Annotated in this window: 11 protein-coding genes; 1 reads left to right on the top strand and 10 read right to left on the bottom strand. The window is 39.4% G+C overall.

Annotated elements, in window-relative coordinates:
- Positions 1-212: 212 nt before the first annotated feature.
- From FXV91_RS07745 to FXV91_RS07765, 5 genes are all read right to left on the bottom strand, one after another.
- Positions 213-368, bottom strand: a complete 156-nt coding sequence (locus FXV91_RS07745; protein ID WP_229390009.1) for a DUF1328 domain-containing protein — start codon at positions 366-368, stop codon at positions 213-215.
- A gap of 553 nt (positions 369-921) precedes the next feature.
- Positions 922-1,602 (bottom strand): zinc ribbon domain-containing protein, encoded by a 681-nt coding sequence (locus FXV91_RS07750; protein ID WP_229390010.1) that lies wholly within the window; start codon positions 1,600-1,602, stop codon positions 922-924.
- Positions 1,603-1,606: 4 nt separating this feature from the next.
- A complete protein-coding gene (locus FXV91_RS07755) occupies positions 1,607-1,936 on the bottom strand; it encodes a zinc ribbon domain-containing protein (protein WP_229390011.1) in 330 nt (109 codons plus the stop codon).
- 1,407 nt (positions 1,937-3,343) lie between these two features.
- On the bottom strand, positions 3,344-4,633 hold the full coding sequence (locus tag FXV91_RS07760; RefSeq protein WP_229390012.1) for a DUF1015 domain-containing protein: 1,290 nt from the start codon (positions 4,631-4,633) through the stop codon (positions 3,344-3,346).
- A gap of 564 nt (positions 4,634-5,197) precedes the next feature.
- Complete coding sequence (locus FXV91_RS07765) at positions 5,198-6,568, bottom strand: MBL fold metallo-hydrolase (protein WP_229390013.1); 1,371 nt, start codon at positions 6,566-6,568, stop codon at positions 5,198-5,200.
- A gap of 1,116 nt (positions 6,569-7,684) precedes the next feature.
- Here FXV91_RS07765 and FXV91_RS07770 point away from each other — a divergent pair.
- Positions 7,685-8,317, top strand: coding sequence for a hypothetical protein (locus tag FXV91_RS07770; protein ID WP_229390014.1), 633 nt, complete (start codon positions 7,685-7,687; stop codon positions 8,315-8,317).
- A 187-nt stretch (positions 8,318-8,504) separates the two neighbouring features.
- Here the strand turns inward: FXV91_RS07770 and FXV91_RS07775 are convergent, their stop codons facing one another.
- From FXV91_RS07775 to FXV91_RS07795, 5 genes are all read right to left on the bottom strand, one after another.
- Positions 8,505-9,743, bottom strand: coding sequence for a hypothetical protein (locus FXV91_RS07775; protein ID WP_229390015.1), 1,239 nt, complete (start codon positions 9,741-9,743; stop codon positions 8,505-8,507).
- Positions 9,744-10,465: 722 nt separating this feature from the next.
- Positions 10,466-10,843, bottom strand: coding sequence for a hypothetical protein (locus tag FXV91_RS07780; RefSeq protein WP_229390016.1), 378 nt, complete (start codon positions 10,841-10,843; stop codon positions 10,466-10,468).
- A gap of 912 nt (positions 10,844-11,755) precedes the next feature.
- Positions 11,756-13,006, bottom strand: coding sequence for a histidine kinase dimerization/phosphoacceptor domain -containing protein (locus tag FXV91_RS07785; protein ID WP_229390017.1), 1,251 nt, complete (start codon positions 13,004-13,006; stop codon positions 11,756-11,758).
- 42 nt (positions 13,007-13,048) lie between these two features.
- Positions 13,049-13,435: a circadian clock KaiB family protein gene (locus FXV91_RS07790; protein WP_229390018.1), complete on the bottom strand. Its 387-nt coding sequence runs from the start codon at positions 13,433-13,435 to the stop codon at positions 13,049-13,051.
- The gene (locus tag FXV91_RS07795; protein WP_229390019.1) at positions 13,425-13,781 is read right to left on the bottom strand and encodes a circadian clock KaiB family protein; all 357 of its coding nucleotides are present in this window, start codon (positions 13,779-13,781) and stop codon (positions 13,425-13,427) included. Before FXV91_RS07795 ends, FXV91_RS07790 begins: the two co-directional genes overlap by 11 nt.
- Between the last annotated feature and the right edge of the window lie 510 nt (positions 13,782-14,291).

A 14,291-nucleotide genomic window follows, 5' to 3' on the forward strand; every position in this document is an offset into this window, starting at 1 on the left:
ACATTTATTCAAAAATAAATAATACGTTTAAAAATAATAATAGATTTAAAAAAATAACATAATGTAATATTGCTATATCAGGTCAGCAATGAAAATAAAAAATTGCTGTCATCTCCTTCAGTTTTCTTACGTCAAGGTGAAAAAAGAACATGGACACAAACTGGTTTATGCCCATTACCACCTTTATAACACTGCTTTAGTATGGGATACCGTCATAATAATAGCGAAAGTATTGCAAGTATAACGAAGATTATAACAAGCCACTTTGCGATAGTCATAGAGAATCCGGCAATCCCCCGTGCACCCAATATATATGCAATCAATGCTAAGATTAAAAATACCACTGCTAAACCAATCAGATCTGGCATATTTTACTCCCCTAATGTTCATTTAATTAATAAATTAATTATTAGATTAAAGGTATTTATAATTTGGCTGTCAAAGTAACTCGCTTTTGCATATAAGGATGTTTTCTATCCCGAATTCGACAGACTGGTATTTTAATTCAGGTATTTTTGTTATTATGCTGTCTTAATTTGATTACTTACTCCCATTTCTTATTACATTTACGGTTTTATAGTTAAGTAAAATATATTCATCATATTTTACAAAAGTGGTCAAAGAAAGCTCTTATAAATCCATTTAAACAAAAAACAGAAAGCATCCATTGGATTTCATCAATGGTAAAACTCATAACCTGCTGCTTTTTATCTGACAGACTCTCAAATAAAAGCCTTATTAATTATTAAAATTGTATTATGTGTGGTATGCCAATCCGGATTCATTTTATTTTAAAAATCAGGCAATATCAAAGAAGTAACATCAAAGAACTTCCTGAGCCTCTCTTCTAAAGGAGATCTGCCAAAGAAATGGAAAAAGGGGTTAAACCCAAATAAACCCTGACCCCTTACTTATATTATTTTAATTCAGCTTTGTTCCGCATTCTCCGCAGAACCTGGTACCAATGGATACCTTATTACCACAGCTTGGGCATTTCGTGAGTGAAACAGATGCTCCGCAGTTATTGCAGAACTTTCCTTCACCTGAGGGTTTGCCGCATTCTGGGCATAAAGTCTGCCTTCTCTCAATATCACCTTTAAATACACTTGTGTTCACAGCTTTCTCCCTCATTTCATCTACCATGCGTTCTGCTCTTATTGCAGTTAGCTCAACGTTTTCCCGTGGAGCACATTCCACACAGAGATTATCCTGCTCGTTCCAGTCGGCTTCACAAACATAGTGTTTGCATCTCGGGCACCTGCAGAAGTGTTCCTTTGCCTCGTTCTGGGCTGTTTCAAAGGCATCTTCCCATTCTTTGCGCCATTCGGGAGACATACCCTGCTTGCGGTCGTTGAGTATATCCACGCCTCTTTCGATTGCATTTCCAACACGGTACTGGCCTACAAGGTCAGAACCTGCAGAGAGGGCTTTTCCAAACATACCAAACAGGCCTGTCTTCTTATATGTCCTGGATTCAATGAATCTTGTTTTGTAGCCGTCCTGACAGATATCACAGTAGAAAGTAAACTGGAAACCTGACTCTGAACTGTTGTCTTCGTAATTCCTCGTAAAAGGCTGGAGTTGTGATTTCTGGAATCCCATTTTATCACCTTAATGGTTTACCGCATTTGATACACTTTTTGCCTGTAGGGGGCTGCTCGGTCCTGCACCTGGGGTTGGGGCAGACAATGACGATCGGAACGCCGCAGTTGCTGCATTTATCTCCGAGAAATGTCTCTTTTCCACAGCTTTTACACATGCTCCATAGCAAAATGCCGCAGTGGCCGCAGATTTTTGCCCCGTCCTCAAGAGGGTACCTGCATATCGGGCATCTCATGGGCCCAAGAGGGTTTTCCTGCGTGCAGAACGGACAGAAATTAGAATCGCGAGCGATTAATTTCCCGCAGTATTTACACGGATGTTTATAGCTGGCCATCTTTCTTCCCCTTCTTAATTTTACATTTGCCTGGAAGATGCCCGGACAAATATACTATCAGTAATTATTGTATTGTAGTTTTTGAAATTTCCGGTACTGAACTGCAAAACCCGAGGCATCAAAAAAATTGGCACTTAATTTGATTAAAGGCTGTACATCCAGGGAAATTTTCATTATATAAACTGCCTTCATGACAGGTAAACTGCATAGAACCATTTTAGAAAGCCTAAATAACCGGAAAGCGCTATTTATTTCTTTGATATGGAAAAAGCTTATTTTCCGACTTTTAATGCAAAATTAATTTTCTTGAAGAGCCTATTTTATCTTTAATATTTATTTTCAGGAACTCAACCGTATAGGCTAAATTAATAGGCATTTTAAAATCAAAAAATTTTGATTAAAACTATTCAAATTAAATGCAGTATCTCTTACTCAGTGCCTGAAAGATTTTTATCTGCCGGATTTTACCTGTCAGCGAATTCAGAGGTAAAGAGATACCATAACTGACTACAATTTCATTCAACCGGATGATATTGATTCCTGATCAATTCATAGAATTACTGAATAAAACAGGTTATCTCCGTTATATGGTTTACATCCCGAGTTCCGCCTCCCGAGTTCCGCCTCCCGAGTTTCGCCTCCCGAGTTTCGCTTCGGGAGCACGAGGTCTGTTTCACTCGCTTCGCTCGCTCAAGCAGACTAATTTATAAAATCACAGATTTTACTTCCCGAATTTCGCTTCGGGATCACAGGAAATCAGAGATTTCCTGGGAGTTGCACTGCAAGTACAACAGCACGAGGTCCTTTTCGCTACGCTTTGCTTCGCTCAGGAGGACTAATTTATGAGGTATAGGAGTGAGCCTTGCTCTCAGAAGGACTAAATTACAAATATTTCTTATCAGTGCAGCCTTATTCGCTATGTTAAGCCGGTTTTGTCATGTTTGACAAAGGAGAGCGGTTTTTCCCAAAATGAACGAAAAAAAAGGAGAACGAAGTGAAAAAAGATTTAAAAGGGGAAATATGGGAGGAAAAGAGGTTTAAAGAGTAAAGCGATAAGAACCCGATAAGGGGCGAAAAAGAAATCAACATTTTGATTCTTTTTCCTTCTTTGAAGGGATGCCAGAAAGGCCGGGAAGCAGTATATTATTATCTGTGCATTTAAATGCGGCTTATGGGATTGAAGAAAGTATTAGCTCAGGTCAGGGGACTTCTTCACCAGGTTATCTCTTAGTTGAGGATTGTTTTTCTGGCTGTTATTTTTAACCCGACAGATAGTCCCCGGTTCTTGCAGCGCAGGGTGTAGAAAAGTGAAAGGTTTCAGCTCTGGATTGCCGGAATAGATTAAATAATTAATAAGGGGCTCCAAAAGATTACTAAAGGAAATAACTAAAAAGGTGATTGGAAGAATTACTGCATAATTCTTCTAGCTTCAATATAGTATCTCTTTTCGTTTTCTTTTCCAAGGGAAAAGGATTTTCTTGGGAGAATTCCCTTCTTTTTTATAAGAGCAAAGAATTCGCTCCTTTTTAAAGAAGGAAGGAAGAAACCGATACTTTCAGGCTCTTTTCCGAGTTTCTCTACTACTTCAGGGTCATGTTCGTATTCAACCGAATAATTGTCAATAACCTCGTCAAGGGTCTCAACCTCAAGATCATGAGCAGGGTTATCAAATATCAGGAAGCCCCGCCTGTCTTTTGTAACAAATCCAATTGAGTGCCCGGGAACCATATTATCTGCTGTGGGATTGTCAGCAACTGGATTATCAAAAAGTGTATTGTCGGAAACTGGATTGTCGATAACCGAACTACTGGTAATTGAATTACCAGTAACTGAATAATCAACAGCCGAATTGCCGTATGGAGATTCTATAATTCTTGCATTGAATCTTTTAAGCAATTCCTCAGGGTCAACCCCTCTTACAAGCCTGTGAATTGGCTCAAAGGTAAGCCCAGGGTCATGAATGTTTACAAGCTCTACAAGTGCGTATCTGGCTGGATGGTTGTCAGGGACCGTCCCTTTGATTTTCTCCCAGAAACTCTTTGCTGCGGCAAGACTGTGGTTTCCATCCCCAACAAGGAGAGTTCCAAGGGCCTGAATCCTTTCTGAAATCTCCTTAATTGTCTTTTCATCGCTGATTTTAAAACCTCTTATATGACCGCCGTCTTCCATCAGGTCAAAATCATAAACAGGATTCCCTTCATAAACAGGACTATCCGTGTTCAGGGGAATAACAGAAAAGTCCGGGTCGTCATATAAAACAAGAACATGGGTAAGCTCCAGCTCTGCGTTTTCTCTTATTTTTACCCTTGCAGGAAGCCTTTCTTTGATTGTTTTTTCAGTTGGCCGGATGAAGGATTCAGATCCATCATACTCATACGCTTCCAGATCAACTGCAACGACCAGGCCTATCCTTTCATTCCCTGAAACAGCACGTTTTACAAGAATGAAACAGGGGCCATGGTCAACAAGGTTGGTTTTGTAATTGCGCATTGCTTTATGGATATTATTTACTCTATTTTCATCTAAAGGAAGATATATTTCAGGGTAAATAAAATTAAGAGCAGAAGGAGTGTCTCCAACAAATTCTTCTACCCTTTTCCAGTACTCTCTGTCCTGAGTATGCTGGTCACAGGCAATTACTGCCCATTCTTTCCAGTTAGCCTCTGGAAGAAGAATGTGGGGAACGTGTAATATCATGGTTAATAAAAAATAGAAAGGAGATATAAAGATTTCTAAACTCCAGGTCTGAAATAGCTAAAAGCAAAGAATAGAGACTTCCCTTTTGATCTATGTAAATTACGTAAATTGTGAGATTCTCTTTATATAATTAACCGGGAATCTATATTCCGGTGATCATTAAGACCTGGCTGGGTAATTTCCAAATCGAAAAATTAAAAATCATGTCACAGTCAGCCTACATTGTTAATATTCCAGATAAAAATCACGGATTAAAATCCCTGACTAAAATCTTGGGGGCATACCTGATACTTTTTTATACAACATACAGGCGGGATCAAGCAGCGCGCGGAACTGCAGAGGGCTAAAATGGATGCCCTATTCAAATTTCCCTGGAACAGGATAAACAGTCCTCATTTAACCGCAGGAAATTAAAAATATAGGACTTACGCGGTTGAACTGGAAATCAATAGCATTAAACCTTCAACTGTGTAAAATATGGATTTAGCTTCAACGTCTGTTGTACTTGATTTTATCGCTCAAGTGCGTAAGTCCTAAAATAAAAATAGGGGTTAAAACACTGTCTTACTTTACTACTTCATATCCGGCATTCTTCCATGCAGTCATGCTCCCAAGGACATTATACACATCACTATAGCCGTTTTTTTTCAGAATCGAAGCCGCTATACTGGAACGCCGGGATGAGTCACAGTATACAACTATCGGGGAGTCCCTCGGAACTTTACCCAGATTCTCTTCCAGATGTCCAACATATATATGTTTTGCTCCTTCGATATGCCCTTCGTCCCATTCTTCATTCCCTCTAACGTCCAGCAATATCATTTCCTCGTTCCTTTTGATTTTATCTTTCAGATCCTGGACAGATATAAGGTTTAAGCTGTCTACAGGTAAGGCTTTCATGTACCAGGCCGCAATTCCGCCATTCAGGAAACCTGCTATATTGTCATAACCAATTCTGAACAGATACCTGATAGCAGCTTCCAGTTGCTCCTTTTCTTCGAGTACCAGAATTATGGGCTTATCATAGGGCAGTATCCAGCCGGCAAAAAAAGGCAGTCCTCTCAGCCAGATGCCGTATGAACCCTGTATGTGTGCTCCTCCAAAAGAATGGGACATGCGTGTATCTACAACCATAGCTCCTTTATCCATCTCTGCTTTGAACTCTTTTGGAGAAAGCAGTTCAGGCACTGGAAGTCCCTTTAGTAGAGGAGGGCCCTGCAGGTTATACTCCTCCATTTTCTCAAAGTAAGGCGGATATTCGAGCTTCTCTTCAAGCTTGAACTTTATAAACTCTTCTTTTTCAATTTTCTGGAGAGCAGGATTCTGGATACTTTCCAGTCCCAGAGTACTGTATTCCCTTTTGGAGATAGCTCCTCCGCAAAGCGAACCCGCACCATGTGCAGGGCAGAGTATTACCCCATCTCCCAGTGGGAGAATTTTGTTAAAAATGCTGTCGTACAGGTTTGCTGCCAGCCTTGGAGCTTCTTCCGGTCCATAGAGATCAGTTCTTCCAACATCGCCTATGAACAGGGCATCTCCTGTGAAAACCATTAAAGGCTCTTTACCTGTATCGGGATCTGAGATCGTATAGGACATGCTTTCGTCGGTATGCCCTGGAGTCTGTAGAGCAGTCAGCTTCATAGAACCAAAACCGAACTCCTTCCCTTCATAAAGAGGATTTCCGTATTTGAAATCCACTCCCTGGCCGTGGTAGATCTCAGCACCTGTGAGACTTTCCAGTTCAAGAGAGCCAATTACATAATCTTCGTTTCTGTGCGTTTCAAAGATATGTTTTATTTTCATTCCCTCTCTTCTGGCAAGATCAAAATAGATCTTACAATCCCTTCGAGGATCGATAACAACGGCTTCATCTCCAGAACCGATGAAATAAGAAAGATGAGCCAGCCCTTCAGACTTAATGCGCTCGAATATCATGCTAAACCCCTTCAGCAATATTCTACGATTTTGCAATAAATTTTTGGGATAACTGTAGAAATTCAGATATAGTACGGAATTATACCTCTATGGACGATACCTCTATGGACGATACCTCTATGGACGATACCTCTATGGATTATACCCTCTATTATACCCTCTGTAGAATTATATTCTGTGTCTGTCAAGATTTATCCGGTATCGGCTGATTTAATTTCCCCTTACACTAAGTATACAACTGCATGCCTCATATGTTTTTTTGAAGCATTTTTTTAAGATAACTTTTTGAATGCAAATTTTATCTATTTTCCTTCTTCTGTTGCAGCCATGGAATCTTTTATCTAAATACCTGCTTTAATTTTACTTTCTCTGAATTTTTATTCATTTATCGGAGAAGAGAGCTGACTAAAAAAAACTGTTATCGCTTGTAATTCTCGCATGCAACCGGTCTTTCATCTGAGAAAAACATAATTTCTGGTTTTGAAATATTTTGAGTGGAAATATATTTCGCTAGCGGGCAATTTTTGGTATAATTAATTTAAAATAATTAAGAGTCAATTATATATTTGTAACTTGGAGTGAACAGATAGAACGAGTAAGTAACGGGTATGAATAAGTAAATAAAAGAATTGCCCGAAAGCCATTGATCCTGTTCCTGACCAATACGCTTGGGGGAGCGTATCTCTGGAACAACTGTATCGGGGGCTACAGTGGGAACATAGCGCTTTCGGGCTTTTTCTTACTCTATCTCTGCTATACTTTTCTTCCTAATCTTTTTTCCTGATTTTTCATTCCTGACTTATTTTCCTTATTTTTTCTTCCTGACTTATTTTCCTTATCTTTTCTTCCTGACCGTTCACTTTTCTCTCTCCTGGCCTCTTAAACTGATTTTTCCGTCCTTTTTCTCTGAATTTCTCATTACCTTCCTGTCTGCTCATCTGTCCTGTTTTCACCAAATTTATCGTCCATCCTGATAAGGACAGTGAGAGTTCCACAATATCTAGAATGCTGACGAATCTTGAGGGACTAAAACTATAATTCTATGAAGCGTAATTCTATGAAGCGTAATTCTATGAAGCATAGCTCCATAAGACGAACGAATATTGGCGGGATGATTTGAAAGCTTCAACGACTCGGGATGGTCGGCTGGAAGTGAAACGTTTTTGTAAATGGGTATGGGGGAGCCTGCTATTCCTTATTATCTGGATAGGCAGAATAATAGCAAAAATTCTTGATATCTGCATTTTTCCTGAGGTTATGGACATTTTATGGAAGAACATGAAACCCAATAGCCGGAGTCTGACTCCTTTAGAGGAACAGGAAGCTCGAAAAGTATTTGGGAACAGCATCAATTACCAGCAGGTGCGTATTGACGAACATTCGCTAATTGCCTGGATCGGGGCAAAGGTTAATAATTGCTGGGGTATGGGTATCACCACCTTTCATACAATCAATTTTAATAAAAAGATTAACACTGAGGCAGGCAATTCGAGCATGAAATGGCTTATTCACGAATTAGCCCATGTAGCACAGATGGAATATGTCGGCTCAAGGTACATGGTCGAAGCATTTTATGCACGAGCAACAGAAGGATACAGGTACATTCCCGGTGCAAAACCTTATCTGTGTAACTATAACCGCGAACAGCAGGCTTCAATTGCTGCAGACTATTATAGTGCACTCGTTTCAGGCCGCTCAACAGCTGCTTATGATCCCTATATTACAGAACTGCAAGCAGGAAAGTTATAGATACAGTTCTGTCCTGATTCTTCTCTTTCGATTCTCACAAAAACATCTTTTCCAATAGAGAACCGAATCATACAATAAAAGGAAGAAAAACAAAAAAAATTATGGAGTAAGGGCAGAATCCGTATGAAAGAGGTCGGACCCTACTGTTTATTCCATAACCTTCCTGCTTTAGCCATAATTCCTGCTTTTATTCCGAATCCCCAACAGTTATTGAATATTCAAAATTTTCCGTATTTTTCGGGAGAATCGTAAGTTCCCAATCTCCGATTGCTCCTGGTATCGTATACGATTCAGTATAATACCTGTCGTTATCTTGATAGATCGCGTCATTATTTGACCATACAGGGAAATTACTCCATCCGACATTTACACTGCCTCTTTGCGTTATTTTTACAAGGCTCATATCAACAGGGCTGGAGTCGTATTTCAGGTTCAATTCAAACGATGGATCCTCATTTTTCGGTGGGTAACGCAGCCACGAATCCGAGCCGTATGCATAAGTAGAAATCTCAATTGTTATCGGGTCTGCAGTCCTGGTTTTGAAGGTTTTTGCATAAGGAACTGAAGGCTGCTGTCTAATTATGAAGTTCAGGTCTATTTGCGGGTCATATCCATAATTTTCTTTCCCGTCAACATTCATTTTGATGTACCCATTGTAAGATCCTGCAGCACTTTCCGGAACAGAGACCCGGATCACCATGTCAGCGATTTCACCTGGTGCTAAGACTGAAGGTGCAGAGATTTCGATTGCATCGTCGTCAATACCGGATTCACCAAATGAATAATCATATCCGTTTACTTCCGGATCGATGGTAATATTTCTGGCTGCCACGTTTTTGATTTTCGTCGTGTACTCATATTCCTTTCCAGCCTCAACGGTATCATAGATGTAATATGTCTGAAGCTCAATTTTCTGATAAATCGGGACCATTACAGAAAGGTACATTACATTGACATACTGAGGGTAGTATTCTTCTGGATCTAATATTATATCGTCTGCAAAGGCAATATAAGTTTGATAGTTCTCTTCATCCGCATCTTCAGGAATACTAACTTCAATGGTAAATTCCTGTTCTGCGCCTGAATCTACCGTTACGTTCGCTGGGGATATGGTTATCCAGCTTTCGTCAAAATTATAATAACTCTCAGGCACGGCTACAAGTTTCGGTTCCACATAAAGCGCTTTCTTACCATTGTTTCTAAAGCTTACATCGAAACTGCTGCTCTCTCCCTGTTGCAGGTACAGGTCATAGTAACTTGGATTTATATCGTGTATTATGGTTTTATTCGAAACCGAGGTATAAGCTGGTTCTGCTACTGATTCTCCAACATCCCCTGTTTGAGCAAATGCAGCCGGTACCGATCCCAGGCAAAGCAGTATCCCTAAAAATAGGGACGCTGCCCTCAATAATGTACTTTTACTCATATTTCTGACTCCTTCTTTGTGTGTTACATTCAAAAACTATTTATTCCAGTCTGTTTTATTTTGCATTTCCACCATGGCTAAATTCCATAATCTCATGATTTCTGGACTTCATTCAGGAATACAGCCTATATAACCAACGCACTCAAGATCCCCTTGCAATGCTTGCCTTATCACAGGAAGAATACGGTTGAGCTGAGAAACCAGCAGTGCAAAGCAATTTTACTCTCTGCAAATGGTCCTTGTAATCATATCTCAGACATAGGACAATTTTACAAAGTGCGTAAGTTCAATAAATGAAGCATGTCCCTGTATAAAATACTTCTTACTTTGACAAATCTTTGTGTTTCACATGAAAAGCTCAAAAAAGAAAGAATGTAAAAAGATTCATAACTGAATTGAATAATGCAAATAATACCTTTTAAGATGTGACTTTAAATCTCAAACAACAGACAAATAATAGACTTTTGAACAGTGCTGAAGCTTCAAACCAAACCAATGTCAGTATATAGAATACCTACTCGTATACTACATATTAATGAAGTTTTATCAATAACGGTTTAACACGGTTTACAGTGATATTTTATTGATGACACTTCTGAGAGAATATATTTTTAATTCTGTGACAACATATTTTCGATTTTGTGAGAATATGTAGTTTCGGTTAAGAACATGTACTTCGGTTGTACGTTGCGGCGTTTTTATGCATAAAGATTATTCTAAGATTATTCGTCTATTCTTTTTTGAGGTGACTTTCGGGAAGAATTTCTTTTTATTTCTAAAAGTGCCCATAACTTCTCACATTCATCAGCTGTCAGCCCGATCTGTTTGACCAGATATTCTTCGGTTTTTTCATTTTTTATAGTTCCTTTTAGCAGGTTGCTTACCGTATCCCTGTGGTGCCCTGTTATCCTTTCAATGCTCCGTATCCCGTTTTTTTCGAGAAAAAGCCGATATATCAGCTTTATTTCAGTTCCGGGCAGATGTTTACGATAAACAGCCGTACCTATCGTCTCCATAAAAAATTTCCCGCAATGCTTGCAGTAGTATCTCTGATGTCCGGTCTTGTACTTTCCACGTTTTATTACTGCTCTTCCTTCCATCCGGAGATAATATTCGCACTCCGGATTCTGACACACTACCTCATCTGTTTTTCTGGTTATACAATTCCCTCCCTGAGTCCCGATTTAACTATCTGGTCTATTCCATCATAAATATAATTCATAAATATAATTTCTCATAAATGTCCAGAAATTACCTATATTAATATTCCATAACGGCTTTTCTTCCGGCTGTGAAGTAATATACACATGCTGGATCCGGACAAACAGTTTAGTGTAATTTACTAACTGAATTAATTTAATTAGCAAGTTTTGGATTTATTCCTATATTTACTTTACTAATTTCAATGTCTACCAGAAATAGATTTCTATAAAATAAGTCAATGATCACTTCAAAAAAAAGAAAAAATTTTAAAAAATATTTTCAATGATCCTTTATGGAAATCCATAAAACATTATTTTTCATATGGAAATCACATATAAGAAGGCTTTGCGCAGACATAAGAAGTTAAGGATGGAAAAGAGATTGAATGTCACAATCATTGACATGAGAATCTGATATTTCCCTGCAGGAAGGAAGAATATAATTACCATCTCTGGTTGAGACGATCACAAATGCCGGCGAAAGAACATGTTTCTATATAATCCACTAACATGACCCTTAGTGTGCAGTGAATTTAGGTTGTTAATGTGTAATCAAATTGTTATCATTAATATACGGTATAGATTTCAGTACACAACTTAACCAGAGAAATGAGTTCATTTGTTGGTCAGGGCATAAATTATGTTCACTCTTGAACATCCGACTGGTTGAATCAATGCATAATTAGTGAGACCGTCCTGAAATAATAGGATAAGCGGTATGAATGATACGGTCATAGTCTATTTAATTTTTAAAAAAAACCAGTATTCATAATTAAATTTGATCAACCGACGACTTTACAGCCCGCTACTTTACAGCCCGTTTGCTCCACATTTTATACTTATTTCAAATTCGGTACCTCTATCCCTTTTTAAATGAATCTCACTATCTAACTGATCTACCAGAATATTTACAAGCTGCAGGCCAAGTGTATCCGAATTTTCCGGGTCGACTCTTTCGGGAATACCAATTCCATCATCTGATACGATCAGTGTGTATCCGATACATGTTTCGGTAAATTCTTCTTCATTATTTCTCGGCCCATTTCTGGTTTTTTCTTCTCTAAGTAGCTTAATTTGGATTTCTCCTTTTTCCCTATTTGGAAATGCATACTTGAAGGAATTGGAAACAAGTTCGTTAACAATCATCCCTAACGGAACCGCAATATCCATATCAAAGAAAACGTTTTCCTCAAGATCCAGATTTAAGCTGACATCAGCATTTCCAAGACTGTATGTTTGAAGAAGGTTCTCAACAAGTTTCTCAAGATATGCCGAGAATTTCAGTTTGTCGATTTCTCCGCCTTCATGCAGTTCCTCGTGGATAAGGGCAATAGACATTACTCTATCCTGGCTTTCCTTGAAAGCTTCAAGAACTTCCCACTTCTCAATAGATTCCCTGTTGCTTAACTTTTCAGCCTCAAGATCCAGAAGGGAGGATATTACTTGCAGGTTATTTTTGATTCTGTGATGAATTTCCTTTTTACGTGCAAGTTCGGCTTTTGCGAGGATCTCTTCATTCTTCTTCTGTTCTGTCAGGTCTGTGACCACTATGCACCAGGCGTTCGGAAGTCCCTCGGTCTGTAATGAGCTACTGGAAAGGTACACGGGCAAAGATATACCACCGCCAGTCAGGAGATTGATCTCTCCTTTGCCTTTCTCGTGCTCAAGAAATGATTTAAAGATTACAGCGTTCTCAGGCGCTATGTATCGATAGACAGATGTGCCTACAATGGTCGGTAAAGGCATTCTCAGAAGTTCTGCAAAATGACGGTTACAGTAAAGGATGGTGCCATCACAGGCGAGGGTAGCAGTGCCTTCATTCATAGTTTCCACCAGAACACGGTATGCGTGGTCGGCACTATCTACGGTAAAGATCATTTGCCCTTTGGATCCAGGTATCACCAGGGCATCCAGATCCCCTTCACTTATGGCTCTCTTGAGTTCTTCAGCCTCCCCCAGACGTGTCCTCAGGCTTTCGATCTCGTCCCGCAAGCCACGATTCTCATCTAACAGTGCTTGATACGATCTGGACTCCTGGTTTTTTGCCAATTTCGAACTCATGTTTACAACGCCCTTCCCCAAAAATCGACTCCCAAACGTTGATTATTTTCCATATTCTTTATATTCTTTATTAGTTTTGGATTTCAGATCCATCCCAACCAGGACCCTTTCGGTGTCCGCCATGCTGCCTATTAGCTTCCTTAAAGGTGGCGGAAGCTCTTTTATGAGAGTTGGAGCTGCCACTATCTGGCCATCTATGGCGAAAACCGGATTTTGATATATATCGATAACCTTTAACTGATGCCTGCCGGACAGATACTCTTCACATATGCGCTTGATATTATCTATTGCCTGCACCGATTTGGGTCCCATCCCCACAACATAGAGGCGTAAGACATATTTGACATCTCCGGTTCTGTACGGGGCTTCCTCAAAGGCTGCTGTGGAATCCTTGATATCCGATATAGCGATCTCTTCGTTATTGGACATGAGATCTCTCCGCAGGGCGCAGATCCAGGCCTACAAGGACGCGCTCAGTATTCGAGAGATCCCCTATGATTTTCTTTATAGGTTGAGGGAGCTTTCTAACCAGCGTTGGAATAGCTAAGATCTGATCTCCTTTAGCTAACTGTGGGTTTTCCAGGAGGTCTATGACTTCAATTCTGTACTTGTCGCACAGGTGCTCCTCACAGATCTTCTTTAAATTGGCGAAGGCTGTCAAACTCTTCTTGGTCTGGCCAGCTACATATAACCTCAAGATATACATTTCCTCTTCAGGCGCAGTATCGGACTCAATAGGATCGGGTCCTTCATAATTTTGTACTATATTTTTCATCAAATATCCGTCACTTTAATTTAAAAAGCTGTCTTTGCTTGGGCCGGAACTTCACTTATAGCCTTGGGGCCATCAATTATAGTAATGTTGGCTGTACTTCACTTATAGACTTGGAAACCATCATTATAGTAATGTTGGCTATGGTACAAATAATGCTCATTTGTTCAGCTTCTTGGATATCCACGTGCATAAATACTGCCGTGAAGAATGGTATTGTTTTTCGATCTTATTGTTTTTCGATCTCATGCTTTCAAGATACGGGTTTTTAACTTTCCTGCGAAGATTCTTCTTTATAGAGCGTTCTCGTTAAAAATATTCATCAAATTAGATGTGTTAAAGCCCGGAACCTCAAGAAGCTTCTCCGAATTTGATAGGTCCCTATGAGATTCCGGGGTAACTCTTTTCATGGATGGAAACGACTGCAAATTGACCTATTATGGCAAGTCTTCTTTTGTTTTAGTAGAAATGGCAAAAATATGTTCCCAGTACGCATCTCTAATAATATTGGAA

Origin of the sequence: Methanosarcina sp. DH2 (assembly GCF_020804225.1) — an archaeon.
GTDB lineage: Archaea > Halobacteriota > Methanosarcinia > Methanosarcinales > Methanosarcinaceae > Methanosarcina.